This window comes from Thiomicrorhabdus sp. zzn3 (genome assembly GCF_029767755.1).
Taxonomy (GTDB): Bacteria; Pseudomonadota; Gammaproteobacteria; order Thiomicrospirales; family Thiomicrospiraceae; genus Thiomicrorhabdus.
In genome coordinates, this window is sequence record NZ_JARUQS010000001.1 from 773,339 (window position 1) to 799,829 (window position 26,491).

Annotated in this window: 25 protein-coding genes; 15 read left to right on the forward strand and 10 right to left on the reverse strand. The window is 47.4% G+C overall.

The window, feature by feature from the left end:
* The first annotated feature begins 125 nt into the window (after positions 1-125).
* The 3 genes from ribE (at position 126) to thiL (ending at position 2,233) form a co-directional block, all read left to right on the forward strand.
* Entirely contained in the window at positions 126-587 is a 462-nt protein-coding gene (gene ribE / locus QCB44_RS03540; protein ID WP_279407954.1) for a 6,7-dimethyl-8-ribityllumazine synthase, read from the forward strand.
* 12 nt (positions 588-599) lie between these two features.
* Positions 600-1,091 (forward strand): transcription antitermination factor NusB, encoded by a 492-nt coding sequence (gene nusB / locus QCB44_RS03545; RefSeq protein WP_279407955.1) that lies wholly within the window; start codon positions 600-602, stop codon positions 1,089-1,091.
* 80 nt (positions 1,092-1,171) lie between these two features.
* Positions 1,172-2,233 (forward strand): thiamine-phosphate kinase, encoded by a 1,062-nt coding sequence (thiL, locus tag QCB44_RS03550; protein ID WP_279407956.1) that lies wholly within the window; start codon positions 1,172-1,174, stop codon positions 2,231-2,233.
* Between the two features lie 133 nt (positions 2,234-2,366).
* Here the strand turns inward: thiL and aroG are convergent, their stop codons facing one another.
* Positions 2,367-3,434, reverse strand: coding sequence for a 3-deoxy-7-phosphoheptulonate synthase AroG (gene aroG, locus QCB44_RS03555; protein ID WP_279407957.1), 1,068 nt, complete (start codon positions 3,432-3,434; stop codon positions 2,367-2,369).
* Positions 3,435-3,809: 375 nt separating this feature from the next.
* Here aroG and QCB44_RS03560 point away from each other — a divergent pair, with 375 nt between their 5' ends.
* Positions 3,810-4,103, forward strand: a complete 294-nt coding sequence (locus QCB44_RS03560; protein WP_279407958.1) for a DUF3579 domain-containing protein — start codon at positions 3,810-3,812, stop codon at positions 4,101-4,103.
* A 98-nt stretch (positions 4,104-4,201) separates the two neighbouring features.
* Here the strand turns inward: QCB44_RS03560 and QCB44_RS03565 are convergent, their stop codons facing one another.
* From QCB44_RS03565 to QCB44_RS03580, 4 genes are all read right to left on the reverse strand, one after another.
* Positions 4,202-4,996 carry an A24 family peptidase gene (locus tag QCB44_RS03565; protein ID WP_279407959.1) on the reverse strand — a complete coding sequence of 265 codons (795 nt, stop codon included), beginning with the start codon at positions 4,994-4,996 and terminating at the stop codon, positions 4,202-4,204.
* 88 nt (positions 4,997-5,084) lie between these two features.
* Complete coding sequence (gene queD / locus QCB44_RS03570) at positions 5,085-5,465, reverse strand: 6-carboxytetrahydropterin synthase QueD (RefSeq protein WP_279407960.1); 381 nt, start codon at positions 5,463-5,465, stop codon at positions 5,085-5,087.
* A 102-nt stretch (positions 5,466-5,567) separates the two neighbouring features.
* The gene (locus tag QCB44_RS03575) at positions 5,568-6,449 is read right to left on the reverse strand and encodes a farnesyl diphosphate synthase (RefSeq protein WP_279407961.1); all 882 of its coding nucleotides are present in this window, start codon (positions 6,447-6,449) and stop codon (positions 5,568-5,570) included.
* Positions 6,450-6,565: 116 nt separating this feature from the next.
* Positions 6,566-7,168, reverse strand: coding sequence for a peroxiredoxin C (locus QCB44_RS03580; RefSeq protein ID WP_279407962.1), 603 nt, complete (start codon positions 7,166-7,168; stop codon positions 6,566-6,568).
* Positions 7,169-7,427: 259 nt separating this feature from the next.
* On the opposite strand from QCB44_RS03580, the gene QCB44_RS03585 reads away from it, so the two are divergent.
* On the forward strand, positions 7,428-8,060 hold the full coding sequence (locus QCB44_RS03585) for a CBS domain-containing protein (protein WP_279407963.1): 633 nt from the start codon (positions 7,428-7,430) through the stop codon (positions 8,058-8,060).
* 88 nt (positions 8,061-8,148) lie between these two features.
* Here QCB44_RS03585 and trxA read toward each other — a convergent pair whose 3' ends face one another.
* Both trxA and QCB44_RS03595 read right to left on the reverse strand, forming a co-directional pair.
* Positions 8,149-8,517, reverse strand: coding sequence for a thioredoxin (trxA, locus tag QCB44_RS03590; RefSeq protein ID WP_279407964.1), 369 nt, complete (start codon positions 8,515-8,517; stop codon positions 8,149-8,151).
* A 27-nt stretch (positions 8,518-8,544) separates the two neighbouring features.
* Entirely contained in the window at positions 8,545-9,936 is a 1,392-nt protein-coding gene (locus tag QCB44_RS03595; RefSeq protein WP_279407965.1) for a class II fumarate hydratase, read from the reverse strand.
* Between the two features lie 330 nt (positions 9,937-10,266).
* Here QCB44_RS03595 and QCB44_RS03600 point away from each other — a divergent pair, with 330 nt between their 5' ends.
* Both QCB44_RS03600 and QCB44_RS03605 read left to right on the forward strand, forming a co-directional pair.
* The gene (locus QCB44_RS03600) at positions 10,267-12,285 is read left to right on the forward strand and encodes an ATP-binding protein (protein ID WP_279407966.1); all 2,019 of its coding nucleotides are present in this window, start codon (positions 10,267-10,269) and stop codon (positions 12,283-12,285) included.
* Between the two features lie 91 nt (positions 12,286-12,376).
* A complete protein-coding gene (locus QCB44_RS03605) occupies positions 12,377-13,030 on the forward strand; it encodes a response regulator transcription factor (protein ID WP_279407967.1) in 654 nt (217 codons plus the stop codon).
* A 79-nt stretch (positions 13,031-13,109) separates the two neighbouring features.
* On the opposite strand, the gene QCB44_RS03610 is transcribed toward QCB44_RS03605, so the two are convergent.
* Complete coding sequence (locus QCB44_RS03610) at positions 13,110-13,844, reverse strand: DUF5610 domain-containing protein (protein ID WP_279407968.1); 735 nt, start codon at positions 13,842-13,844, stop codon at positions 13,110-13,112.
* Positions 13,845-14,101: 257 nt separating this feature from the next.
* Between QCB44_RS03610 and prfB the strand changes: the two genes are divergently transcribed.
* Both prfB and lysS read left to right on the forward strand, forming a co-directional pair.
* Positions 14,102-15,197 (forward strand): peptide chain release factor 2 gene (gene prfB / locus QCB44_RS03615; protein WP_279407969.1). Its coding sequence is split into 2 segments (ribosomal slippage): positions 14,102-14,173 and positions 14,175-15,197, totalling 1,095 coding nucleotides; the frame shifts between segments, so codons are not numbered across the junction.
* 96 nt (positions 15,198-15,293) lie between these two features.
* On the forward strand, positions 15,294-16,808 hold the full coding sequence (gene lysS, locus QCB44_RS03620) for a lysine--tRNA ligase (RefSeq protein WP_279407970.1): 1,515 nt from the start codon (positions 15,294-15,296) through the stop codon (positions 16,806-16,808).
* Positions 16,809-16,927: 119 nt separating this feature from the next.
* Here lysS and QCB44_RS03625 read toward each other — a convergent pair whose 3' ends face one another.
* Complete coding sequence (locus QCB44_RS03625; protein ID WP_279407971.1) at positions 16,928-18,019, reverse strand: folate-binding protein; 1,092 nt, start codon at positions 18,017-18,019, stop codon at positions 16,928-16,930.
* 229 nt (positions 18,020-18,248) lie between these two features.
* Here QCB44_RS03625 and QCB44_RS03630 point away from each other — a divergent pair, with 229 nt between their 5' ends.
* Positions 18,249-18,797, forward strand: coding sequence for a chemotaxis protein CheW (locus tag QCB44_RS03630; RefSeq protein WP_279407972.1), 549 nt, complete (start codon positions 18,249-18,251; stop codon positions 18,795-18,797).
* 99 nt (positions 18,798-18,896) lie between these two features.
* On the opposite strand, the gene nadB is transcribed toward QCB44_RS03630, so the two are convergent.
* Positions 18,897-20,504 carry an L-aspartate oxidase gene (gene nadB / locus QCB44_RS03635; RefSeq protein ID WP_279407973.1) on the reverse strand — a complete coding sequence of 536 codons (1,608 nt, stop codon included), beginning with the start codon at positions 20,502-20,504 and terminating at the stop codon, positions 18,897-18,899.
* Between the two features lie 213 nt (positions 20,505-20,717).
* Between nadB and QCB44_RS03640 the strand changes: the two genes are divergently transcribed.
* The 5 genes from QCB44_RS03640 (at position 20,718) to rnc (ending at position 26,388) form a co-directional block, all read left to right on the forward strand.
* Positions 20,718-21,245, forward strand: a complete 528-nt coding sequence (locus tag QCB44_RS03640) for a SoxR reducing system RseC family protein (RefSeq protein ID WP_279407974.1) — start codon at positions 20,718-20,720, stop codon at positions 21,243-21,245.
* 139 nt (positions 21,246-21,384) lie between these two features.
* On the forward strand, positions 21,385-22,845 hold the full coding sequence (locus QCB44_RS03645; RefSeq protein ID WP_279407975.1) for a DegQ family serine endoprotease: 1,461 nt from the start codon (positions 21,385-21,387) through the stop codon (positions 22,843-22,845).
* 248 nt (positions 22,846-23,093) lie between these two features.
* A complete protein-coding gene (lepA, locus tag QCB44_RS03650; RefSeq protein ID WP_279407976.1) occupies positions 23,094-24,902 on the forward strand; it encodes a translation elongation factor 4 in 1,809 nt (602 codons plus the stop codon).
* Complete coding sequence (gene lepB, locus QCB44_RS03655; protein WP_279407977.1) at positions 24,902-25,672, forward strand: signal peptidase I; 771 nt, start codon at positions 24,902-24,904, stop codon at positions 25,670-25,672. The genes lepA and lepB overlap by 1 nt, the downstream gene beginning before the upstream one ends.
* A gap of 2 nt (positions 25,673-25,674) precedes the next feature.
* A complete protein-coding gene (gene rnc / locus QCB44_RS03660; RefSeq protein WP_279407978.1) occupies positions 25,675-26,388 on the forward strand; it encodes a ribonuclease III in 714 nt (237 codons plus the stop codon).
* Positions 26,389-26,491: the final 103 nt, after the last annotated feature.

Genomic DNA, 26,491 nt, shown 5'->3' on the forward strand with positions numbered 1-26,491 from the left:
ATGGCAAAATAAGCGCTCGTAGATTGTGGTGTATTGCGATCACAATTCGTTGGCGCACATGAGTTACAGATTTAACGTCTATGCATCAAACGATGCATGGCACAAAGAGTAGAAAGAGAAACAGCATGAATACAATCGTTGGAAACTTAACCGCGGCAGATATGAAAATCGGCCTGGTCGTAGGACGTTTTAACAGCTTTATCGTTGACCATTTGGTCGAAGGTGCCATTGACACCATCGTTCGTCACGGTGGCGATAAAGCAAATATTGACAAGGTTTTGGTACCTGGCGCGTTTGAGATTCCATTGGTTGCACAAAAAATGGCTAACTCTGGCAAATATGATGCAATTGTTGCCCTGGGTGCAGTCATTCGTGGTGGTACACCGCACTTTGACTATGTCGCCGGAGAATGTGTAAAAGGTTTGGGACAAGTTCAGCTCACCAGCGGCATTCCGGTCTCTTTCGGGGTTTTAACCGTAGACAGTATTGAACAGGCGATTGAGCGTGCTGGAACCAAAGCCGGAAATAAAGGTGAAGAGTGCACCCTGGCAGCGATTGAAATGGTTAATGTACTAAAACAACTGTAAGAAGAATACTGAATGAAACATCAAGATCAAATTCACCCTGGTCGGGGTGAAGAGATTCCGCAAGAGGAGAAAAAAGTTTCTCCGCGCTCTCAGGCTCGACGTGTCGCTCTGCAAGCGCTTTATCGCTGGTTAATGAATGCTGACGAACCTGTTGTTATCAGTCGCCAGTTTATTGAGGATGGCCTACTCGCCAACGCGGATATGGAACTGTTTAATGAGCTGCTGACCCAAGTTTCTGCTCAGGCTGAAACGCTGGATAGCGTTTATGAGCCGATGCTGGATCGCGCCGTTACAATGATTGACCCGGTAGAGAAAACGGTTCTGCGCATGGGGGTGTATGAACTGCAGAACAAGTTGGAGATTCCGTATAAAGTTATTATCAACGAATGCGTTGAGTTGGCGAAGCGTTTTGGTGCGGAAGAGAGTCACAAATACATTAATGGTATTCTGGATAAGGTAGCGCAGCAGCTACGTGCCCTGGAAGCGAACGCAGCCTCTTCCTAAATCCAATTAATCCATTTCAAATTATTTAAGGCCTCGTAAGCTGAGCTTTCGAGGCCTTTTAGTTTTAAGTGAAAGTAAAGATGGGACAAGAATTCAGTCTGATTGACCGTTATTTCCGGCCTTTGAGTCAAGGGTTATCCCAAGATGAAATCGGAATTGGCGATGATGGCGCAGTGTTGACGCCGCCGCCGAAACATCAGTTGGTGGTAGTGACCGACACCTTGGTAGCCGGCGTGCATTTTCCGGAACATGCCACTGCCGATGATATTGCCTGGAAAGCGGTTGCGGTCAACTTAAGTGATTTGGCCGCTATGGGGGCGAAGCCGAACTCTTTCACTTTGGGATTAACCTTGCCAGAACATAATGAAGCTTGGCTGCACGATTTTGCACAGGGATTGAAGGCGATTTGCCAACGATATCGAGTGCCGTTGGTGGGGGGAGATACGACCAAAGGGCCTTTGACACTGACGGTGACCGCCAATGGCTGGGTACCGACCGGTACGGCGTTGTTAAGAAGTGGTGCCAAAGAGGGTGATAAAATTGCTGTGACCGGTGAGTTAGGGGATGCGGGATTAGGTTTGAAGATCGCCTTAAACCGGCTGTCACATACTGAACAGGCCTGGTTGGATGAGCCGCATAAAAACTATACGGCATTGCTGTTGTCGGCACTGAATCGACCGCAACCGCAGCTGGAGATCGGTCAACGTCTCATAGGGTTAGCGTCCTCGGCAATTGATGTTTCTGACGGGCTGCTGGCAGATTTAGGGCATATCCTCGAGTGCTCTAACCAATTAAATGAGTCTTTAACAGATGAGCTTGCAGCAGAAGTTGAGTTGGGCCAATTGCCGCTTTCGGATGCGATGCAGCATTGGTTTAGACAGCGTCCAGAATGGACACTGCCACTTGCGGCCGGGGATGATTATCAACTCTGTTTTACCGTGCCGCCGAAAAATTGGGATGGGGTGGTGAGACTTGCCGAACAGTTGGGCGTCAAGGTGACAGAAATAGGGCGAATGAAACGTGCTGCACAGGCCAAGCGGGGAATTTATTTTAGTGACCGCAGTCGGGAAGTGTTTGCAGATGACTCGGCCTATGACGCATTTTTACAGACGATTAAACAGTCTGGTTATCAGCATTTTTGATCAGTGTTGTAATGGCATTGAACAGGCCTGTTCATTTTGAAAGAGTGTGTTTGGGCTATTTGAGAATGTGGACAGTTGTAGACGCGCACAAATTAACCTTTGCACGCGCCGGGACAGTGGAAACGTATCCAGCTTAGGCTTGGTGCTGACGGCGTTTTTGTACGCCATCTGCAAGGATATCGAGAATTTTTTCGCTGTCTTCCCAGCCGATGCAGGCATCGGTAATGCTTTGACCGTAAGTCAGCTCTTTGCCTGGTTTCACATCCTGACGACCTTCCAGTAAGTGGCTTTCGATCATGGCACCCATCAAGTGATACGAACCGGAAGCTAACTGTTCGGAGATGGATTCGGCCACCACCAATTGACGCTCATGTTGTTTCTGGCTGTTTGCGTGGCTGCAATCCACCATTAGCTTATCTTCCACTCCGGCATTTTGCAGCAGTTCTACAGCTTCTTTAACATGCGCTTCATCGTAATTCGGTCCAGTATTTCCACCACGTAGGATCACATGACAATCCGGGTTTCCAGAGGTTTCAAAAATGGCCGAATGGCCGGCTTTAGTCAGTGACATAAAGATGTGCGGATTGTTGGCGGCGCGAATGGCATCTACGGCTATCTGGAAGCTGCCGTCGGTACTGTTTTTGAAGCCGACCGGGCAGGAAAGGCCGGAAGCCAATTCACGGTGCCCCTGGCTCTCGGTGGTACGTGCACCGATCGCACCCCAAGAGATCAGGTCGGCAATATACTGCGGTGAAATCAGGTCCAAGAATTCAGTGGCTGCCGGGACGCCCATATCGTTGATGTCCAGCAGCAGCGAGCGTGCGACTTCTAAGCCATAGTTGATCTGGAAGGATTCATCCAGGCCAGGATCGTTGATTAACCCTTTCCAGCCAACGGTGGTACGCGGCTTTTCAAAGTAAACGCGCATCACCACCAGCAGGTCGTCTTTATGTTTGGCTATTTGCGCTTTGAGTTTTTCGGCGTAATCGCGCGCCGCTTGCGGATCATGGATTGAGCAGGGCCCAATAATGACCAGCAGACGGTCGTCACGCCCAGAAAGGATGTTGTGAATTTGCTGACGCGTATCATACACCGTCTTCGCCGCCGACTCGGTAATTGGAAACTGTTCGTGCAGTTCGCAAGGGGGGCGGACTTCGGTAATATTTTTGATACGTAGATCATCGGTTTGATACTGCGTCATAATTTTTCCTAATAAAACTCGATTACAAAAGCTCAAAAGACCTCAGCACGGATCGTTTAAGTTATGATCACGGCTGTTTTGGGAACAAAGTATTATGCCATGTTATACGTTGAAATGCTTGAAGATTTTGTGTTCAATCCGCGGTTCAAGCGCACCTTATTGAAAATGCAGGCTTTTCATTTTGAGCAGGCCTGTTGATTTTTTATCTCATTGAAAAAATTGATCAAAACGATTGAAAAAAATCACTTAAAAAAGCGTGGCTAAGCCGCTGTTAACGGTGGCGATTAGCCGTTTTTATGCTAAACTTACACCCTAATTAATTCTGAGCAAATTTGATTTGTTGAACACATAAAAACAATACGCGGACAAAACATCGTGCACTGCAAATATATCATTCAAGGATACACCGAAGACGGGCGTAAATTTAGACCGAGCGATTGGATCGATCGCATCTCCTCTATGATGGCGAGTTATGGCAGCTCCCATCGTTTGGTGTTTTCTGAATTGCTGCACCCTGAATTGTATGAGGGTGAAAAGTGTTTGATTATCGATACGGAACTGGAAACAGTGAATCCGGTTATGTTTCAGTATGTGATGAACTTCGTGAAAAGCAATAAGCTGAAGATGTTTCAGGTCTGTGAAGAAACCGAAGCGAAGTTGGGAAGCTGATTGAACAATTAAATAGTATTTCTGTCTCACTCTAAAAGCCGCTGAAGAGTTTGTTTTCAGCGGCTTTTTTGTTGATGCGAGGGGGTGTTTTCGGTCGGTTAAATAAGCTGGCTTCCCGCAATCAGTGTCACCCAGCCTCCGAGCGCCAAAAAAGGACCGAATGCTAGGGGATTGTCGTAAGCGCGTTTTTTCAGGAATACTCCGCCAAAACCAATCACTAAGCTGGTCACAGAGGCAATCAGAATGATTTGCGGGAGCGCCGCCACTCCAAACCATGCGCCAAGAGCGGCCAATAGTTTAAAGTCTCCGTAGCCCATGCCTTCTTTGCCGGTAAGCAACTTGAAGCTGTGGAATAAAATCCATAGCAGCAGATAACCTACCGCAGCCCCCCAAACGGCTTCATTGAGAGGCACAAACAGAGATTGTGTATTGATCAGTAAGCCCAGCCAGAGCAAAGGTAGACTCAGGACATCTAAAATCAATTGGTGCTCAATGTCGATGATGCTGATGGTAATCAGGACCCAACTGAATATCAGTGCGGCAAACCCCATCGGTGTTAGGCCATATAGCCAGACAATCAGCACGGTGGTGACGGACGTGGCCAGTTCTATCAGCGGATAACGCACCGATATCTTAGTCTTGCAATGGTGGCAGCGGCCACGACTGGCCAACCAGCTAAATAGGGGAATCAGGCGATACCACGGCAAACGCTCGTCGCAATGTGGGCATTTGGAGCCCCCGACTGAAATGGATTTAAGCAGATTTGGTTCTTCTTCCATAAGCAGGCGAGGTAGACGCCAACTGAGCATGGAAATAAAACTCCCTAAAATAAGTCCGATGAGTGCACTGAAAATCAGAAGTACGCTAGGGTCAATGGCGGTCGTGGATATCATAAAATCGGTTTTTAAAAAAGTTGGGATTAAGAATAACAGCCGATTTTAGCAGGCCTGTTGTGTTTTGACAGGCCTTTTTAAACAAACTCTATTGTTCGGAGTAGGTGACACAGTTGCGATCGTTTTCCCACACGGTCAGACTGTGCATTTTGACTTGATCGGTTGAGATGCGTGACTGGATTTCACGGTAGAGATAGACCGCGATGTTTTCCGCGGTTGGATTGTGCTCTTTGAAGTAAGGGTGGTCATTCAGAAAAGTATGATCCAGTTCTTTAATGACTTCTTTAGCGTGTTTTTTGATCTCTTTAAAATCGATGACCATGCCGATTTCATTCAGCTGATGGCCCGCTACTTGCACTTCAATTTTCCAGTTATGGCCATGCAACTTGGCACAGTCGCCGGGATAGGCGCGCAAACTATGCGCAGAGGCGAAATCCAATAGGGTTTTTAAAACAAATGTCTGGGCCATAACCGCAAAATCTTCTTAAATAACAAGGAGAACGAATTATATCGGAAACCCGACGTGATTCAAAGTAGAGCGATTTTTATATTTATGGATAAATTTGCTTGTTCAGTGATTGCGTTTGGCAATGTAATCAATCAGTTGCGCTAAGAATGGACTGTTGATATTGAGTGCTTCAAACTGCGTTTTGGCCTGAAGAATCAACTTGTCGCGATAGCTTTTTGAAGCCTCGAGCCCCATCAATTTGGGATAAGTCGATTTTCCAGCTTGCAAGTCGCTTCCTTGGGGCTTGCCAAGGGTTTCCGTCTCGCCCTCTATATCGAGAATGTCGTCCTGAACCTGAAACGCCAGACCGATGCTTTCACCTAACAGCCTTAAGCCGGATTCCAGTTCGTTAAATCGTGAGCTTTGAACTGCGCCCATTAACAAGGCCGCCTTGAGCAGGGCACCGGTTTTCATCTGGTGTAAAGTTTGCAGAGTTTCAAGATCCAAATCTTGATTTTCCGATTCGAGATCGATCATTTGTCCGCCGATCATGCCTCTTGCTCCAGAGGCTTGGCTCAAAAGCTGGATCAATTTCACTTTGTGAGTGTCTGATACCGAATGATCTTGGCTAAGAATTTGAAAGGCCAGCGCCTGTTGAGCATCCCCCACCAAAATAGCGGTGGCTTCATCGAATGCAATGTGGCAAGTGGCTTGGCCGCGGCGCAGGTCATCGTCATCCATGGCCGGAAGGTCATCATGAACCAGGGAGTAGCTGTGAATCAATTCAATAGCGCAGGCCGCACTGTCGAGCTTGTTTATGGGGATTTCTAAAGACTCACCGACTGCGTAAATCAAGGCAGGACGAAGGCGTTTTCCGCCGTTTAGAGTGGCATAATGCAAAGCATCGTTTAATTTTGGACTGAATTGATTAAGTGACTCTTGCTGAAGATAGCCGGTAAGTTGAGTATGAATACGTTCCTGATAGAAATTCAGCTGCTGTTGCATTGTTTCTCCCAATAAAAAAGGCTGTCAATTTGACAGCCTTCTATAAGCTCATTGATTGGGGTTATTTTAATGCTGAATGCATGGCAAATAAAACCCTAAGCTTTATTTGGGGCAAATTATAGCTCGTCAGCGTGCTCGCTTAAGTATTTAGCCACTCCTTCAGGAGAGTCTTTCATACCTGCATCCCCTTTGTTCCAACCAGCCGGGCAGACTTCACCCACTTCTTCGTGGAATTGTAAGGCTTCAACCATACGTACCATTTCATCAACGTTACGACCTAGTGGTAGATCATTCACTACTTGATGACGAACAACGCCGTCCTTGTCGATAAGGAAAGCACCACGCAGAGCGACATTACCTGGGTGGGCGACACCATAAGCTTCCATGATCGCACCGCCAAGGTCAGCTACCAATGGGAACTTAACCGGGCCTAAACCACCTTGATCTACAGGCGTGTTACGCCATGCGTTATGGGTAAACTGAGAATCTACAGAGATACCTACTACCTCAGTGTTGAGTTCTTTGAATTTTTCCACACGGTGATCGAACGCCAAAATTTCAGATGGGCAGACGAAGGTGAAGTCTAAAGGATAGAAGAACACCACAGCATACTTGCCGGCAATGTGGCTTTTTAGGTTAAAGTCTTCGACAATTGAACCGTCTGCAAGAACTGCAGCAGAAGTAAAATCAGGGGCTTGCTTCGTGACCAATACGGACATTTTATTTCCTCAGATAATGTTTGATTTATCGATTTCTTTTGAAAGTTTGTTGAAGTTATGCTTATTGAGCATAAACTTACTCGCAAAAAATAATAGTATAGTTAAAAGCAAGGAAATTATTCAAATCGAAGATGGGAAATGTCTTAAATAAAGCTTGTTTTTAGTCTTTTTTACGTATCTTTGATTTAATGTTCTTGCAGTTAAGCCGATAAAAAAGTTATGACACTCTAGTTTGGAGCGAGTTTTAAAGGAGAGGGGAATGTTTGTCGTTTACAGTCCGGAGGGACAAAGTTTTATCGGCGCGGCGCATAATCTCCCAGCGTTAAAAGTTGATCCTGCTAGGCGAGTGACGGAATCTCCTAAAACGGAGTTGGCCGATATGAATATGGAACCGGATCATTCCAACCCGTATTTTCAACGTCAGTTAGCGTTAAAGCAGTATCAGCGCGCCCAGAAACCAGCTGGTGATCGCCATGTTGTGGTCAAGGTGGCGGAGATCATGATTCAGCCAGTAACAACCGTCACACCCGAAGCTACGATTACGGAAGCCTGGAATATCATGCAGCAGCAAGATATTAATCATCTTCCTGTGGTCGGCGAGGCGGGGCTGGTTGGGATTTGTGCGCAGGGCGATCTGTTGAAGAAGGCGATATTGAATGATGCGGGTGAGTTAGAAGACATTCGAGTCAGCCGCATTGCAGAGGTTATGCAAAATCAAGTTGTGACTGCACGTCCTGAGACAGAGATTCGCCAAGTGGCGATGGCCTTGACGCAATATCATATCGGGGCACTGCCAATTGTCAGTGAGAAGGGGGAAGTCGTTGGTATTGTGACGCTTTCTGATCTGGTTCGGCGACTATCTCAGGAACCGCCTGTTGAGATTTATGTTTAGAAAAATAATGGATCGGCACTAAATGGCCGGGCCATCTAATCAAAGAAACGTGATTAGAAAGCTCCAGCCGTGTGCCGCAGGGCAGGGATTACTGCTGCTGCTGAGCTTCAGCCAAATCTTTATGAACCTTTTCCATATCCAGTTCTAGAAGCTGTTTAATGCCTTCCTCCAAAGCACTGCCTGGAATCGCGCCAGGATTGGAGAAGACAACAATTTTTTCTCGCATAAATACCAGTGTAGGAATTGAACGAACTTGGAACATGCCCGCCAACTCTTGTTCTTCTTCAACGTTGACCTTTGCAAAAACAATCTCCGGGTGTTTTTCAGAAATTTCTTCAAATACCGGTGCAAACTGTTTGCAAGGGCCGCACCATTCAGCCCAGAAATCAAAAATGACGATTTCGTTATTGTTAATGGTTTCTTCGAATTCAGCGGCGGTCAGATTAATAGCGGCCATGTAAGACTCCTTATTCTCAGATTAAAATTAAATGCTTGGGTTTCCGCCCTGAGTCAACAAGGCCGGGTTTAGGTATTGTTTTAAAGTGTCTCGATCCAGGTCAGTCATCTCTAAAGCAACGTCCAATACGGGGCGTCCGCTTCGATAAGCTTCTTTGGCGATGGCGGCTCCTTTTTCGTAGCCAACAACGGTATTTAATGCGGTTACCAGGATCGGGTTGATGTCTAATGCTTTTTGAATATTGTCATGATTGACCGTAAAACCATGAATCGCCAAATCCGCAAGCTGGATTGAAGCGTTGGCAGCGATTTCAATGCTTTGTAGCAGGTTAAATGCAATCATTGGCAGGGCGACATTCAGCTGGAAGTTTCCTGTCTGAGCGCCAACGGTAATGGCTGTATGATTCCCCATGATTTGTGCAGCAACCATACAAACCGCTTCCGGAATCACGGGGTTAACTTTACCGGGCATGATTGAACTTCCAGGCTGCAGTGCCGGTAATTGAATTTCTCCCAGACCTGCGAGTGGCCCCGAGTTCATCCAACGTAGATCGTTGGCGATTTTCATTAAAGAGGCGGCGAGCACATTCAGCTGGCCGCTTAACTCCAATGCCGTGTCTTGACAGCTTAGGCCGACATACAGGTTATCCATCTGTTCAAATGGTACCGCGGTGATCGTTGAGAGATTGGCGGCGACCAGACGGCCAAATTCAGCCTCAGCGTTGATGCCGGTTCCTACTGCAGTGCCACCTTGTGGTAATTTGTGCAGACGTTTTTGCGTATCTTCAAGGCGTTGAATGTTGTCGCTGATTTGTGCGCGCCAACCGGAGAGTTCTTGACTCATTTTTACCGGCATCGCGTCCATCAAGTGAGTGCGGCCTGTCTTGACGACATCGGATAGTGTTTTTTCTTTGTCTTCGATGACTTCTGCTAGGTGGCGTAAAGCGGGTAATAGTCGTTCTTCCAGGCTGATAGCGGCCGATACGTGAATGGTTGTTGGGATGACGTCGTTCGAGCTTTGGCTCATATTAACGTCATCGTTAGGGTGAACGTCCACACCGGTTAAGGATTTAGCCAGTGTAGCGATGACCTCGTTTGCATTCATATTGGTACTGGTGCCGGAACCGGTTTGGAATACGTCAATTGGAAATTGGTCCAGGTACTCGCCTTTAATGATACGGTCGGCTGCAGTTTGAATGGCGTGGGCTTTCTCTTCGCTTAACAATCCTAACTCGCGGTTGCTGTCGGAGCAGGCAAATTTGACATAGCATAGCGCTTTAATAAAACTGCTCGGCATCGGAGTGCCGCTGATAGGAAAGTTGTTGATAGCGCGTTGTGTTTGTGCGCCATAAAGGGCGTCAGCTGGAACTTGAAGTTCGCCCATGCTGTCTTTTTCAATGCGGTATTGTTTTTCTGTCATGTTATTGATGTTCTAAGAAATTGCGATGAAATTGATTGTAGGCTGCATGGCAAACCGAGTGACCAGGCCTGTTGAAAGTCATACAGGTCTCTCAAAAGGCATTTTTATCTCGTTAAAATTGTGAATACGACTTTGATCGGTTTTAATAAACAATAACGAGCGATCACGAATTGTTACCTAACTTTTGGTTAAAGAGGGTTTTATGGAAAAAACCGTAAAACCTCCGGAAAACTGGATAGGCAAGAGGGTTCAAGTCGGTTTTATATGCTAAGCAAAATATGGCTCATCATTGTACGCGTCTTTCAGCCAAAATAACAGAACAGTCTTTTTATGAAGTTAGATCAACAGAAATTCAATCAATGGCTTGCCGATGAGGTGGTGTGGTGGTGCTGCGAAATCTCTGCCGATTGTCAGTTTTTTGCCTGTTCTAAAGGAATGAAAAAGCTGTTTTCCCATCCGCTGCGCGGGTTGAAAGACTTGACTGGTGAGGATGAAGAGCATCTGATTCGCCTCAAAATACAAGAGCTGCTCGATTCATCGGAAAATGAAGTTCGTTTTGTTTGCAGTTTTAACACGCGTTTCGGTAAAAGCTCGTTTCAGCACCGTTTGAAGGTTATGACGCTGGGGAGCGAAGAGTGCATCTTTGCCGAATGCGTTGATGTTACCGAGATGGTGCTGTTTGAGCAGGAAATGATAGATGCTCAGGGGCGTTTATCCTTAAGTCAACTCTATGAGCGTCAAGAGATGCTTGAAGAGCAAAACCGGGTGATTCAGGATTCCTATGCCAAGCAGTCCCGTTTCCTGGCGTTACTGAGTCATGAGCTGCGTTCTCCTTTGTTGGGTATCAGCAGCATGGTGGCAAATCTTAAGCAGCATTACCCGGATGATGTTTACCTCAACGAACGTCTAAAAGTGATTAGTCTGACCAGTGAGCAGATGGTGTTTCTGGTTAACGATATCTTGACCTATTCCCAGACCGAGTACGATGCCATTACATTGCACCCACGGCGTTTTTCTCTTAAACAAACTTTTGATTATGTAAAGCAATTGACCAAGTCAATCGCGGCGGAAAAAGGCGTGTTTGTTTCTCTGGTTTATCTTGGAGAGAGTGACTGGGTGTATGGCGATGGCATCCGTTTGTCACAAATTCTGATTAACTTGATCGTTAATGGCATTAAGTTTACGCACGCCGGAGGCGTCTCGGTAGAAGTCCGTCAGCAGAACCGGGATCATTTCAGCTTTATGGTGATGGATTCCGGGGAGGGGATAGAAGCTCAAAAATTACCCCACATTTTTGATCCCTTTGTTCAATTTAAAACAGAGGGGGCTACACGGACATTGGGTTCCGGTTTAGGGCTCTCAGTGGTTAAGCAGTTGATTGATGTGATGGGAGGAGATATTTCTGTTATTTCAACGGTGGGGGTCGGAACGCGATTTAACTTTAGCTTGAGATTGCCCTTAGCAGAGGATGAGCGCGAGTTACCTTCTATTGAAGAGAGTCGCTTGTCCACTCCCCTTGATGGCCAAGCTGATGAAGGTTCTTCAGGCTTTCAATATCGAGTTTTAGTCGTAGACGATTCTCAAATCAATCGCATGGTATTGAGCGGGTTTTTGAAAGAACTGGAATGCCAGGTGGTTGAGGCACAAGATGGCCAGCAGGCTTGGTCACTCTTTCAGCAGCAGTCATTTGATATTGTTTTCTTGGATATTCAGATGCCGGTTATGGATGGTTTTGCGGTAATGGAAAAGATCCAGCAGGCGAAGTTATCTGGCGGTGCCGATGCATTGCAAGCCGTGTTTGCAATTACCGCTGGTGGTGGTGAAGAGTTGATCCCTGATGGTCACAATTTAGAGAGTCTGGGGTTTAAAAAGTGGCTGGTCAAGCCGATCAGTAAAGCCCAGGTTTTTGAGTTGTTAGAATCCGTGCAACGAAAAAACGGAGCGATCAAGTCTTCGGAAGACGAGACATCAGAAACTGAGGATATGGCGAGTTCCCTTGAAAAATCAGTGGATTGGCCTTATAGCATGGAAGAAGGCGATGAGCTGCAAAAAGCTGATCGAATTCCTGAGCAGTTTGAGCACCTGGCTTCGAGTTTTTTTGTTGAGATGCGAGCCAACTTGTCCGAATTGGATGAAAAGCTAAAACAGTCGCAATGGCACGAGATTAAAGCACTGGCGCATTACATGAAAGGCAACTGTATGGTCTTTCAGCTGGAGCGTTGGGTTAAATGGCTACGCGAAATTGAAGCCCAAGCTGAAAATGAGTTGCCTGAGCAGGTGCGCAAACAAAATATTGCACATCTTGTCGGGCTGATTAGGAAGGCGCTAAATTTCCTTGAGAAATCATAGGGAATTAGCCATAATACCCGTTAAATATATGGACTGTATTCGGAATATTCCGAACTGTCTTGCTCCGATCCCTTATTGAGGTATGAGATCCATGACAAATAAAGTAACGATTTTATTAGCAGAAGATCATAGTCTGGTAAGAGCTGGATTTAAATCGATTTTAGAATCGGAAGACGATTTCTCTGTTGTTGGAGAGGCGGAAGATGGTTTGGAATGCCTGGAGTTGGTTAGAACCAAATCACCAATGGTCGTTCTGCTTGATCTGTCTATGCCAAAATTGAGTGGTTTGAATGCGATCACGCACATCAAAAAGCGCTACGCAGAGACTAAAATTATTGTGCTGACTGCAGCCGAAACCCCGAGCGTGTGGATGGAAGTCCTGGATATGGGGGTGAACGGCATTGCGATGAAATCGGTTTCACAGAAAGAGTTAATTTCAGGCGTGCGTAAAGTGGTCGCGGGCGATACGTTTATCCATTCGGAAATTCAACCGATCCTGGATGCCGAACTGGATAAACTGTCTTCGAACAAGAAACTCTCTGTTCGCGAGAAGCAGGTGGTTAAGTTGGTGGCTGAGGGTTATAAGACGAAAGAAATTGCGGAAATTCTGGATATCAGTGACCGTACGGTTTCTAAGCATCGTGAGAACCTAATGACTAAAATGGGTGTGACGTCAACGGCCGAGATCACCAATTATGCCAATGAATCCGGTTTGACTAAGGTTCGTTTGGAAGAAATTGAATAAGTCCAAACTGAACTCTAAACCCAAAAAGGAGCGTTTAGGCTCCTTTTTGGGTTTTAAAGGAACATATTACCCTCAGGAATCACCCTGAGGAATCGCTTGATTTCTCAGGGTTTTCAGAAACTTCTGTAGCTTCCGAAGAGCTTGTCAAGGGTTCTGTTTCTGCCGTTTCGGTTTCAGGGTTCAGATAATTCTCTTTAAAGGCTTGCAATCCCTGCTGGACTAATTGGAAGGTTTGTTCAATGTTGTCGGCAACCTCACCTTCCAGTACATTCAAGTCTCCCAGCACTCCCTTGGCTTGATCAAACCCCTGAGTGATGCCGTTGCCAATCACATCCATAAAACGGTTAATCAGCGCCTCGCCCTCTAAGTTCGGGTTGGCTTTTTGAAAAGCGGCAAGCATTGCGGTGCTCCCGTCTACAATGCGCTTAGCGGTATTTTCCGGGCTCCAATATTCTAAGCCGCCTTGCGCTTGTAGGGCTTCATCGCTGATTGGTTTGAATTCGGTTTGTCCTAACTCTTGAGTCAAAATCTCATTGAGTTTGTCAATCGCTTCTTGAAAGGTGATTTTTAAAGCCTTATGAGACGTTTGTTCAGGGTTGCTAAACAGATGAGCGACTAAATCGGCTTGTTGTGCTTGACGCAATGTTGTTCGGCTTTGATGGACTTCAACCGCTTTCTCCGACGCTTGCACAGGCAATTCCGGATTTCCGTGCGCCCGCTTTCCTTGATTTTCGGGGTTGGCTTGCGCAGGGGTTAATGCGTTGGTTTTTTGATAGGCGTTAATAAGCCCTTTATTGACAGGGTTGATCGCCATGGTCGTTACCTCTTATTAATCTGATTGAAATCCAACTTTTCATGATTCATTTTACGCTTGTTGATAGAGATAAAACAAGCGCTAGTGAAAATGGTATGCAGTAGGAATGGTTTAATTACAATAAGTTATCGGCTAAGTTGTATAAAACTTTAAACTTTATATATATGGATGGGAATCCAATAAGGTCAAGCAAAAAAGTTTAAATACTGGTATGATTCCCGTTTATTTTTTAAGCGGATAATGAAAGGTCTGACGACATGGAATTAAACCCGGTTTATAGCCGATTAAGCGATTATCAGGAACGTACGGAATCGCTTAGGGGGTATCTTTGACTATGAGACAAAATCTGAACGCCTAGTTGAGGTTTTGCGCGAGCTGGAAGATCCGGAGGTTTGGAATCGTCCGGAGCAAGCTCAGGCACTGGGTAAAGAAAAATCCCAGTTGGAAAATATCGTTTCTACCATCGAAGAGTTGGACGGCGGTCTGGAATCCTGCAAGGAACTGCTGGAACTGGCAGAAATGGACGCCGATGAAGAGATGGTTGAGGAGGTGAAATCCGAACTTGACCGTCTAGGCGGCAAGTTGGATCAGCTTGAATTCCAGCGTATGTTTTCCGGTGAATTGGACGCCAATAACTGCTATGTGGAAATCCAGTCTGGTTCCGGCGGTACCGAGGCCCAGGATTGGGCAAACATGCTGTTAAGAATGTATTTGCGCTGGGCGGAAAGTCATGGCTTTAAAGCCGAACTGTTGGAGGTCACAGACGGCGATGTAGCCGGTATCAAGAGTGCTACGATTCACGTACAGGGTGACTACGCCTATGGCTGGCTGCGTACTGAAACCGGTGTGCACCGTTTGGTGCGCAAATCGCCGTTTGATTCGGGGAATCGCCGCCATACCTCGTTTGCATCGGTGTTTATTTCGCCGGAGATTGACGACAGCTTTGAAATTGACATCAATCCCGCGGATTTGCGAATTGACGTTTACCGTGCAAGTGGGGCCGGCGGTCAGCACGTTAACCGAACCGAATCCGCAGTCCGTATCACGCACTTGCCGACCAATACGGTAACTCAGTGTCAGAATGGACGTTCGCAGCATCAGAATAAGGCCGAAGCGATGAAACAGTTGCGTGCCAAGCTGTATGAGCTGGAAATGATGGAGCGCAATGCAGAAAAACAAGCATTGGAAGACTCTAAATCCGATATCGGTTGGGGAAGTCAGATACGTTCTTACGTGTTGGATTCCGGGCGCATTAAAGATTTGCGTACCGGTGTGGAAACTGGAAATACCAACGCCGTGTTGGACGGAGACTTGGATCAGTTTATTGTCGCCAGTCTAAAAGCGGGTATTTAACGCAAGAAATTTAAGCGAAACCGTTGTAAAAGATTTAACGAAACCGGGCAGGGTTGAAAAGCATCAGGCCTGTTGAGAATGTTAAGAGAGTATTAAATGTCAGAAACACAGAATAACGTACCAGAAGTGGATGAGAACAAAATCATTGCGGAGCGTCGCGCCAAGTTGAATGCACTGCGTGAGATCGGTCATTCCTATCCAAATACCTTCCGTCGCGAAAACACCTCGGCGGAGCTGCACGGTAAGTACGACGGCATGAGCAAGGAAGAGTTGGCAGAGGCGGAACCGGTTCGCGTTAAGGTGGCTGGAAGAATGATGTTGCGCCGTATTATGGGTAAGGCCAGCTTTGCCACTTTGCAGGACTATGAAGGACGCATTCAAATTTATGTGACTCGTGATGAATTGCCGGAAGGGTTCTATAACGAACAGTTTAAAAAGTGGGATCTGGGGGATATTGTTGGAGCCGAAGGAACGTTGTTTAAGACCAATACCGGCGAGCTGTCGATTCATGTTGACCATATCGAACTGATCACTAAATCGATCCGCCCGTTGCCGGATAAGTTCCATGGGTTACAAGATCAGGAGGTGAAATACCGCCAGCGTTATGTGGACCTGATTGTGAATGAAGAGAGCCGCGAAACTTTCATTATGCGTTCGAAGATCGTTCAGCATGTGCGAAACTTCCTGATCGAAAAAGGCTTTATGGAAGTGGAAACGCCGATGATGCATGTCATTCCTGGGGGGGCGACGGCCAGACCATTTAATACCCACCATAACGCATTGGATATGCCGTTGTACCTGCGCATCGCACCGGAATTGTACCTGAAGCGCTTGGTTGTCGGCGGGTTCGAGAAAGTGTTTGAAATCAACCGTTCTTTCCGTAATGAGGGACTGTCCACTCGCCACAATCCGGAATTCACCATGGTGGAATTCTATTCGGCTTATACCGATTACCACCAGTTGATGGATTACACCGAAGAGTTATTAAAAGAGCTGGCGGAATTGACAGTCGGTTCGACGACCGTGCCATATCAAGGACAGGAGTTTGATTTTGGTAAGCCGTTTGCGCGTTTGACGATGAAAGATGCGATCTTGCAATACAACCCGGATGTGACAGCTGAGCAGCTTGACGATTTGGAGGCCGCGCGGGAAGTGGCGAAATCACTGCATATCAAAATTGAGGACAGTTACGGTCTTGGAAAAGTGCTGACCGAGATTTTTGAAGAGACGGTTGAAGAGAAGTTGATGGATCCCACTTTCATTACCGAATATCCGGCCGAGGTCTCTCCATTGGCGCGCCGTAACGACAAAAATCCGTTCATTACCGACCGTTTTGAACTGTTTATCGGCGGGCGAGAGTTGGCCAACGGCTTTAACGAGTTGAATGATGCTGAAGATCAGGCGGAACGTTTCCGCGCTCAGGTTGAAGCGAAAGAGGCCGGGGACGACGAGGCGATGCATTATGACGAAGATTACATTACTGCGTTGGAGCACGGTATGCCGCCAACCGCCGGTGAAGGAATCGGGATTGACCGATTGGTGATGCTGTTTACCGATAAACCGAGCATTCGCGATGTGTTGTTGTTCCCGCATATGCGCCCTGCGAGCTGATCTGACGTTTAGATTTGAGTCCGTGAAGAAAACTGAACAGGCCTGCTCAGTTTTCATTCAAAACAAAAAAGCCCTGCCATGCAGGGCTTTTTTTATGATTTACAGTCAGGTCAAACTGCTTATTCTTCGTCGGTAATGCTGTAAGGCATAGGTTCGATAACAGCCGCATGACCGGATTCGGTTTTGAGTTCACCCTGAGCGCTTTCTAGCGACTTTAAGGTGCCAACCGCCAGGCAGCGTGTACCGCTGAGTACGTCCGGATTGGCCAAAATCACTTCCAGTTTGAAGCTCTTGTCCGCATTGTCCTTAAGGGTCAAGGTGTCTCCGGCGTTTAGTTCCACGAGTTCATCCAGGCGGACACGGAGCATGCGTTTGGTCACTTTGCCGCGGTAGTGGATGCGTGCAATGATCTCTTGTCCGGGAAAACAGCCTTTTCTGAAATTGATGGCATCGAGCTTATCCAGATTTAAAAACTGGGCGGTGTATTTGCCACTGGTGGCCGTTGTCACTTCCGGTACGGCCGCAGCAATGTTTAACAGATTCCAGTCCTGAGTGTTGGTGACATCACAGTTTTCACGCAGTTTAATCCATGCCTGCTGAATTTCTTCAGCCGGACCGAACAGGTCGTATTTATGGTAAGGGCCGGGTACCTTAACCACGCAGATGTTCTGCATGCCTTCGGCTTGCACCATGCCGGTTTCGTAGGTCTCTTTAATTTTGGTGCTTAAGCGACGCTGAACATCCAGGTCGGCGAACTCTCCGGCAAATCCGATGTGAATCATTTCTTGAGCGACATCACTGATTTGGACGTCAGAACGCAGCACAAACATTTTCAGACGCTTTTCAATACTCGCTTGTAAAGAACCGTGAAAACTTAAATAGAAGGCCTCACCGATTTTAAAGACGGTAAATACAGCCAGCACGTTTCCTTGAGGATCACAATAAGAGGAGAGTTGTGCACGGTTTTCGTTAACTTCGGTTAAGTCACTGCTCAGTTGCCCTTGTAAAAAATCAAACGCATCGGAACCGGACACCTTGAGCAAAGCATGATGGCTCAAGCTGGTAATGACCGGTCCGTGCTTGATTAAGTAGCGCTCCACTTCGCTATGACCAAAGGTGATAATGCGCTCGCCTGAGTCATCGAATTGAGCCCCTTGTTCTTGCAAAAAACGAGTCCAAACAGGATTGGTTGTGGTACTTTCGCTGTTCATATTCTTTCCTTCGTTTCAGATGTGCACAAATGATACCCGTAGAGCGCTTAAATCGCAAAATTCAGCGTCAAACGAAGGGCTTGAATCAGGTGACAGACAAAGCGGGTAAATTATTTGAATTTTTACGAATCGGCGGTTACTATTGGTGATTATTAATGATTTTTATAAACTCACTCGGCGTGGTCTGAAAGCTCCTTTCAGTACCGATGAATAAATTTGGAGAGCGTTGGTGGCAGAAGCAAAAAAGGATTTTTTAACGTTCCGTCTGGGCCAGGAACAATTTGCAGTTGAAATTTTGCGAGTTCAGGAGATCAGAGGTTGGGAAAAACCTATGCCTCTTCCGAATGTGCCTCCTTTCGTAAAAGGGGTGGTAGACCTGCGTGGCACAGTGGTACCGATTATCGACTTGCGAGAGCGTTTTAACTTAGATGCCAGTTATGATGCGACCACGGTGGTGATTGTGGTGCATGTGATTACCTCGAAAGGGGAGCGCGTAGTTGGCTTGGTTGTGGATGCCGTATCGGATGTGCAGCAGTTTGATGTGGATTCACTGCAGCCAGCGCCAGACATTGCGGCTACGATTGATAATCAGTTTATTCTTGGGTTGGCGACGATTCCGGGAGAGGCGGTTAAAGAAGACGCGACTTCCGAAGAGACAGAGAAAGTGGCCAAAAACAAAATGGTTATTCTGATTGATATCGATAAGTTGGCTTCAGAAGGTTTGATTGAACAGATGTCAAAAAGTGAAGAAGAGTTTATGCCAATGGGGAATGGCTAAGTCCTAAAGTGATCCCCCGCTGTGTATGCAAAAAACCGGCGAATTGAACCTTCAATTCGCCGGTTTTTTTATATCTGTGTTGAGTTAGATCTCTTAACGTTAACGTCGGTGGTTTTTTTTCGGTGATAGAACTGTCGGTCTAGCCTTTGGCAAAGTGTCTGGATAATCCAGGTTATAGTGTAAGCCGCGGCTTTCTTTGCGGCGTTGGGCACTTTTCACCATCAGTTCCGCCACCAGAGCTAGATTTCTCAATTCCAACAGGTCGCTGTGGACAGTGTGTTCGCAGTAGTATTCATCAATCTCTTTTTGCAGATTGCGAATGCGTTGACGGGCACGTTTTAACCGCTTGTTAGTGCGTACTATGCCGACATAGTCCCACATGACGCGTCGCAACTCATCCCAGTCGTGCGCAACCAGAATTTTTTCTTGCGGGTCGGTAACCTTGCTGCTGTCCCAGGGACGTGGGGGGGCTTGATTGCTTAACGGTTTTTGATAGGCCAGCTCAATACTTTGCCGTGCGGTTTCGGCAAACACCAAGCCTTCTACCAGTGAGTTGCTGGCAAGGCGATTAGCCCCGTGCAAGCCGGTATAGGCGGTTTCACCAATGGCGTACAGGCCTTCTAGATCTGTTTTGCCGTGCAGGTCGGTGACGATCCCGCCGCAGGTGTAATGCGCTGCCGGTACCACCGGGATTTGCTGTTTAGTGATGTCAATGCCGACCTTTAAACAGCGTTCGTAGATGGTTGGGAAGTGCTCTTTGATAAATTCTGCTGACTTATGGGTAATGTCCAAATAGACGCAATCCAGGCCATGTTTTTTCATTTCATGGTCAATGGCACGGGCCACGATATCACGCGGTGCCAGGTCTTTGCGCTTGTCGTATTTCTCCATAAACGCAGTGCCGTTAGGTAGGCGTAAAATGCCGCCTTCTCCGCGTACCGCTTCACTGATCAGAAAAGAGCGATCATTGGGATGGTAGAGGCAGGTCGGATGAAATTGGTTGAACTCCATGTTGGCGACCGAGCAGCCTGCGCGCCAGGCCATGGCGATTCCGTCTCCCGTTGAGGTATCCGGATTGCTGGTATAGAGGTAGGCTTTGCTGGCGCCACCGGTGGCAAGAACGGTAAAGTCCGCCCAAATATCGTAGACGCTGTTATCACACTTGTTAAGCACATAGGCACCAATGCAACGATTACGTGGCTTATTCAGAATCAAGTCGATGGAGATATGTTCCGGAAGCAGGGTGATGTTCGGGTGCTTCTGAACATTTCCGATCAGGGTTTCTGTAACCGATTGGCCGGTATGGTCGGCGGCATGGATGACGCGGCGATGGCTATGACCTCCTTCTTTGGTCAGGTGAAATGGGTATGTGCATTGAGCCCCTTCACAGCGGCTAAAAGGCACGCCCAGTTCGATTAATTCGTTGATGGCTTTAGCCGCATGTTTGGCGACCAATTTAACCGTTTTGGCTTTGCACAGGCCTGCCCCGGCTTCCAGTGTATCGTGAATGTGAGAGTCAATGCTGTCAAAAGGATCGAGTACCGCAGCAATGCCGCCTTGTGCATAGTTGGTGCTGCCTTCGGTGAGCGAGGATTTGGCTAGCACCATGACTTTATGATGCTGAGCAAGTTTAAGCGCAATGGATAAACCTGCAATGCCACTGCCAATCACCAAGATATCGGTTTTTAAACTTTTTGAGCTGTTCACTCACATTCCTTTATGATTGCTATCAGAGGTTGGTTTGGGTGACAAAACTGTCGCCAAGAACCGTGTAGTGTGATGAGTTTAATACGATGATGTAAGCGGTCGTATTGAATGAGTATTGAGTCAATATTATAGAGAAACAGCGGGTCGGGGCGAGTTTTTTATGTTAATTTATTTTCTTGTGTCAGGCCTTTGCCGTGTAAGTTCAGGTGAAATATGCAACCAGTCAATGAAAACGATCAAAACCTGCGTTCAGATTCTCTCTTGGTGACCCAAGGGCAAGTGATTGACTTGTCGGGCGAATTTGCCTTGGTGGATGTTCAGCGTCAAACCGGTTGTGGTGGATGCGCCTCACAGTCCGCCTGTGGCACAAGCGCATTGGCAAGTCTGTTTGCCTCCACGACCGCTAAGCCATTAAGGGTGCCCAATCGCATTCAGGCCAAAGTCGGGGATTTGGTTGAGCTGAGTTTGGATGAATCGCGCTTGGTTAAGCATGCGTTTATGGCTTATGGCTGGCCTTTGGTGGCGTTGTTTGTCGGGGCGTTGGGCTTGAAATATCTCGCCCAAACCTTATTAGGGGTAAGTGAAACTTCAGCGGATCTGTTTTCCATTGCAGGTGGGGGATTTGGATTGATCTCAGGTTGGGTGGTCACCCGCCGTGTTTATCGGCCGGTTCTCCCTGTTTTAAGCAGAGTTGTGAAAACGGCTGAGTCTCAATCCTTTTGTAAGGATGTATCGCTTTAAAATTGGTTAGGATTGAAGTGTTTCTTATATCAATCGATTCGTTCAACGAATTTAATTGGTTGTATGGTTATGCCCAACTTTTTTTGCAAGGCGTTGACCATACAAAGTGATGACCTGTTTTGACGATAAGGTGATGAAAATGAAAAGACGTTCTTTTGCAGGAACTTTAGCCGCTTGCGTAATGACTGGTATCTTATTTATGTCGCAAGCGCCTTATGCGATGTCTAGTAATGAGTCGGAAATCAGGGCACAGCCAAGTGCTCAAGCCTACGGGCTCCCAGATTTTACCCAACTGGCTGAAGAGAATAGTCCGGTTGTAGTGAATATCAGTACCAGCAAAAAAATTAAGCGTCCTAATGTCCCGCAATTTCAGGGGATGCCTGAAGAGCTGCTGCGTTATTTCTTTGGTATTCCTGGTTTTCAAGGACAGCCTGATCGCAATGCGCCGCAGATGCAGCAGGAAGTCCACTCTTTGGGTTCTGGATTTATTATCAGTAAAGACGGTTATATCTTGACGAATAATCACGTGATCGATGGCGCGGACGACATTATGGTGCGTATGCGCAATCGTAAAGAGTTAAAAGCGGAAGTGGTGGGTGCAGATCCGCGTACAGATGTAGCCCTATTGAAAATTGAAGCTAAGGATTTACCGGTTGCTAAGATCGGAACCTCGAGCACGCTAAAAGTAGGGCAGTGGGTATTGGCGATCGGGGAACCTTTTGGTTTGGATTATACGGTAACCCACGGGATTGTCAGTGCGATTGGCCGCTCTTTGCCGGATGATACCTATGTGCCGTTTATTCAAACGGATGTGTCAATTAACCCAGGTAATTCGGGTGGACCTTTATTTAATTTGGCCGGTGAAGTCGTTGGGATTAACTCCCAGATTTACAGCAAGCATGGCGGTTCCATGGGGCTATCGTTCTCGATTCCCATCGATATTGCGATGAATGTGGCTGAGCAGCTTAAAGACAGCGGTAAGGTTGCACGTGGGTTCCTGGGGGTACAGGTTCAGGAGGTCACCAGCGATCTGTCCAAATCATTCGGTTTGGAGGCCCCAACAGGTGCGCTGGTCGGCCAAACATTCCCGGATACACCTGCTGAACGTGCCGGGATCCGTGCCGGTGATATTATTCTCGAATTTAACGGCCATAAAATCAAAAAATCGGCTGATCTACCTCCATTGGTCGGTGTAGCCAAAATCAACAAGCCGCTTAAGGTGGTGTTGCTTCGTCAGGGCAAAGAGATGACTGTGACCGTGAAGTTGACTGAGCTCGATAAAGCCCAGCAAGTTGCTTCCGGCGACGGCGGTGCCATGAAAAACAATCGTTTAGGCGCAACGGTAGAAGCCTTGGATAAAGACACTTTAGAGGCTTTGAATTTGCCATTCGGTGTCCGAGTGACCGATATTGAGGAGGGTGCGGCAAGTAAAGCCGGTATCCGTCCTGGCGATATTATCGTGACGATTGATTTTCAGCCAGTCAAGAATGTACAGGTGTTGAGTCAGATTCTGCAACAGGCTCCGGCTGGACGTTCGCTACCGGTGCGTGTCGTGCGCAACAAACGTTCTCTGTTCTTGCCACTGGTGTTGGAAAAATAATTAGCGGAGTTGTCGCACAGTGTGGTCGTGGTTATAGACCGTGAAATTGCAGTTGGTATGCTAATTTGTCGGTGCGTTAGCGCTTGAATTATCGTAAAATAATCGCAATTTCATTTTAGACCATACCCTGTTCTTGAATACTTTTGCAGATGCAAGAAAATTGAACGGGAGTAAAGGGGCCATTCGCCCCTTTTTTTGTAGCGTACGTTAACAGCATTAAGTTGGGTAGCGTGATTGTTGGAGCATAGATGTCAGACGCACTGAAATTCATTCGTAACTTTTCCATTATTGCCCATATTGACCATGGTAAATCCACCATCGCAGACCGTTTTATTCAGGTTTGTGGCGGATTGACCGAGCGTGAAATGGCCAACCAGGTTCTTGATTCAATGGATTTGGAGCGGGAACGCGGTATCACCATTAAAGCGCAGAGTGTGACGCTCAACTATAAGGCTCAAGACGGAAACACCTATCAACTGAATTTCATTGATACACCGGGTCACGTTGATTTTTCTTATGAAGTTTCCCGTTCACTGGCCGCTTGTGAGGGTGCGCTGCTAGTCGTTGACGCTTCTCAAGGGGTAGAGGCCCAGACCGTAGCCAACTGTTACACTGCGGTTGAACAGGGACTGGAAGTGTTGGCGGTACTGAATAAGATCGATTTGCCGGCCGCAGAACCGGAACGGGTGATCGAAGAGATTGAAGAGATTATTGGTATTGAAGCCCAGGATGCGGTTCGTGCCAGTGCCAAGGCAGGAATCGGTATTGAAGAGACGCTCGAAGAGATCGTCAGCAAGATTCCGGCGCCGCAGGGGGATCCGGATGCGCCTTTGAAAGCACTGATTATTGATTCATGGTTTGACAACTATCTCGGCGTCGTCTCTTTGGTGCGTGTAATTGACGGTAAAATCGGCAAGAAGACCAAAATGAAGGTCCTTTCGACCAAAGAAGAATACTTGGTGGATGATGTCGGAATCTTCACTCCCAAACGGACCTCGAAACCCTACCTGTCAGCCGGTGAAGTAGGTTATGTGATTGCCGGAATCAAAGACATTGATGGCGCTCCGGTGGGGGATACGCTCGCCGATGCCAGCAAGCCCGATGTCGAACCTTTACCCGGATTTAAGCCGGCGCAGCCGCGCGTTTTTGCGGGGCTCTTTCCGGTCACTTCAGAGCAGTATGAAGATTTGCGCGAGGCTTTGCGTAAACTGCGTTTGAATGATGCGGCACTGCACTTTGAACCGGAAACCTCCGAAGCCCTTGGTTTCGGTTTCCGATGCGGCTTCCTGGGCATGCTGCATATGGAAATCATTCAGGAGCGTTTGGAACGCGAATACAACCTGGATTTGATTACCACGGCACCAACGGTTGTCTATGAAGTAGAAACCAAGGCGGGGGACGTTATTAAGGTTGATAACCCTTCTGAGCTGCCTGATCCAAGTAAAATCAATGAAATTCGTGAACCGATCATTCAGGCCAATATCCTGGTGCCGCAAGAGTATGTCGGCGCGGTGATGAAGCTCTGTATTGAAAAGCGTGGGGTGCAAAAAGACATGCAGTACTCCGGTGGACAGGTTTCGATGCATTATGAAATGCCGCTGAATGAAGTGGTGCTGGATTTCTTTGATCGCTTGAAATCATGCAGTCGTGGCTATGCCTCGATGGATTATGAATTCAAACGTTTTCAGGCAGGCGACCTGGTGCGTATGGACTTCCTGATTAACGGTGAGCCGGTTGATGCCTTGGCGGTGATTGTGCACCGCAGCTTTGCGGTGCAGCGCGGTAAGGTGATTATTGAAAAACTGCGTGAAGTGATTCCACGTCAAATGTTTGATGTTGCGATTCAGGCGGCGATTGGTTCAAAGGTCATCGGGCGTACCAACGTTAAAGCCTTGCGTAAAAACGTCACCGCCAAGTGTTACGGTGGTGACGTATCACGTAAGAAGAAGCTGCTGCAGAAGCAGAAAGAAGGTAAAAAACGCATGAAATCCATCGGCAGTGTAGAATTGCCGCAAGAGGCCTTCTTGGCCATTCTCGATACAGGAGGGGAGGCCTGATGAGCTTTGAACTGATTTTAGTGATTGTCACCGCGGTGACCGGAGTGATTGCCTATGTCGACCGTCTGGTCTGGCGCCCTAAACGTGAAAAGTCCATCACCACCGAAAGAGAGCCGGTGATTATCGAATACGCGCGTTCCCTGTTTCCGGTGTTTATTGTGGTGTTGATCCTACGTTCATTTGTGGTTGAGCCTTTTCGCATTCCTTCCGGTTCCATGTATCCGACGTTGGAAATTGGTGACTTCATCGCAGTCAGCAAGTTCTCTTATGGCATTAAACTGCCGGTGACGCAGACCAAAATCATTCCAGTTGGTGAGCCTGAGCGTGGCGATGTCGTGGTGTTCAGTTACCCGAAAGATCCCCAAGTCGATTACATCAAACGTATTATCGGCCTGCCAGGTGACGAACTGACTTATGTTGATCGCACCCTGTTTATTAACGGCAAGCCGGTTAAGCATGAAATTAAAGGCAAATACTTAGGAAACGATTCCGGTGCGATGATGAATGGTGCGCAAATCGTTAGCGAAACCCTGGATAACGGCCATCAGTACAATATCCTTTGGGATTTGGATAAAATCAGCCGTAATACCGACGTCATTCGTGTGCCTGAAGGCCATTATTTTGTGATGGGCGACAATCGTGATCACAGTAATGACAGCCGTTTCTGGGGCTTTGTGCCGGAGAAAAACCTCAAAGGCAAGGCGTTCGGTATTTGGATGAACTGGGATAACGGCATCCATTTGAACCGATTGGGCATGGGAATCGATTGAGCATGAAAAACAACCGCTCCGCACTGCTGTCAACCGAACGTCAGGCCAAGTTGCAACAACTGTCAAAAAAGCTCGGTTACGAGTTTAATGACATTAGCTACCTGCAACGTGCGCTGACTCATCGCAGCATGGGCGCCACCAATAACGAGCGCCTGGAATTTCTTGGAGACAGCCTGGTGAATTTCATTATTGCGGATATGCTGTTTCACCAGTTTACCAAGCTCCCGGAAGGCGACATGAGCCGAGTGCGCGCGCATCTGGTCAAAGGAGATACACTGGCCGTGATCGGTAAGGAGTATAACCTGAGCGACTATTTGGTACTGGGGCCGGGCGAACTCAAAAGTGGCGGTTTTCGGCGTAATTCGATCATCGCCGATTCGGTTGAAGCGATTATTGCTGCCGTCTATGAAGATGGCGGTTTGGAGGCCTGTCGCGATTTGGTGAACCGTTTTTATGAGAAGCGGTTGCAGGAACTGGATCCGAAAAAAATCGGTAAAGACCCCAAAACCCGTTTGCAAGAATATTTGCAATCTCAGCAACAGCCGCTTCCGGAATACAGCATTATCAGCGTCAATGGGGCCGCCCACGCTCAGGAGTTTACCGTTTCCTGCTATGTTGAAAAACTGAATACCAAATTTGAAGCCACGGCTTCGAGCCGCCGCAAGGCGGAACAGAAGGCGGCAGAAACCGCACTGGAAGCTCTGGATCAACTGTAGCCCTGGCGGAGCTCGATGTTATGACGGCTTGCTACGTTAGAGCCAAATACTACTGAGCAGGCCTGTTCAAATTAAGCAGGCCTGCTCAAACTCAACCATCATT

Bases quoted from the DNA above. Each gene is read 5' to 3' on its own strand.
- ribE (WP_279407954.1), top strand. From the start codon at position 126: ATGAATACAATCGTTGGAAACTTAACCGCGGCAGATATGAAAATCGGC.
- nusB (WP_279407955.1), top strand. From the start codon at position 600: ATGAAACATCAAGATCAAATTCACCCTGGTCGGGGTGAAGAGATTCCG.
- thiL (WP_279407956.1), top strand. From the start codon at position 1,172: ATGGGACAAGAATTCAGTCTGATTGACCGTTATTTCCGGCCTTTGAGT.
- aroG (WP_279407957.1), bottom strand. From the start codon at position 3,434: ATGACGCAGTATCAAACCGATGATCTACGTATCAAAAATATTACCGAA.
- QCB44_RS03565 (WP_279407959.1), bottom strand. From the start codon at position 4,996: ATGATATCCACGACCGCCATTGACCCTAGCGTACTTCTGATTTTCAGT.
- queD (WP_279407960.1), bottom strand. From the start codon at position 5,465: ATGGCCCAGACATTTGTTTTAAAAACCCTATTGGATTTCGCCTCTGCG.
- QCB44_RS03575 (WP_279407961.1), bottom strand. From the start codon at position 6,449: ATGCAACAGCAGCTGAATTTCTATCAGGAACGTATTCATACTCAACTT.
- QCB44_RS03580 (WP_279407962.1), bottom strand. From the start codon at position 7,168: ATGTCCGTATTGGTCACGAAGCAAGCCCCTGATTTTACTTCTGCTGCA.
- QCB44_RS03585 (WP_279407963.1), top strand. From the start codon at position 7,428: ATGTTTGTCGTTTACAGTCCGGAGGGACAAAGTTTTATCGGCGCGGCG.
- trxA (WP_279407964.1), bottom strand. From the start codon at position 8,517: ATGGCCGCTATTAATCTGACCGCCGCTGAATTCGAAGAAACCATTAAC.
- QCB44_RS03595 (WP_279407965.1), bottom strand. From the start codon at position 9,936: ATGACAGAAAAACAATACCGCATTGAAAAAGACAGCATGGGCGAACTT.
- QCB44_RS03600 (WP_279407966.1), top strand. From the start codon at position 10,267: ATGAAGTTAGATCAACAGAAATTCAATCAATGGCTTGCCGATGAGGTG.
- QCB44_RS03605 (WP_279407967.1), top strand. From the start codon at position 12,377: ATGACAAATAAAGTAACGATTTTATTAGCAGAAGATCATAGTCTGGTA.
- QCB44_RS03610 (WP_279407968.1), bottom strand. From the start codon at position 13,844: ATGGCGATCAACCCTGTCAATAAAGGGCTTATTAACGCCTATCAAAAA.
- lysS (WP_279407970.1), top strand. From the start codon at position 15,294: ATGTCAGAAACACAGAATAACGTACCAGAAGTGGATGAGAACAAAATC.
- QCB44_RS03625 (WP_279407971.1), bottom strand. From the start codon at position 18,019: ATGAACAGCGAAAGTACCACAACCAATCCTGTTTGGACTCGTTTTTTG.
- QCB44_RS03640 (WP_279407974.1), top strand. From the start codon at position 20,718: ATGCAACCAGTCAATGAAAACGATCAAAACCTGCGTTCAGATTCTCTC.
- QCB44_RS03645 (WP_279407975.1), top strand. From the start codon at position 21,385: ATGAAAAGACGTTCTTTTGCAGGAACTTTAGCCGCTTGCGTAATGACT.
- lepA (WP_279407976.1), top strand. From the start codon at position 23,094: ATGTCAGACGCACTGAAATTCATTCGTAACTTTTCCATTATTGCCCAT.
- lepB (WP_279407977.1), top strand. From the start codon at position 24,902: ATGAGCTTTGAACTGATTTTAGTGATTGTCACCGCGGTGACCGGAGTG.
- rnc (WP_279407978.1), top strand. From the start codon at position 25,675: ATGAAAAACAACCGCTCCGCACTGCTGTCAACCGAACGTCAGGCCAAG.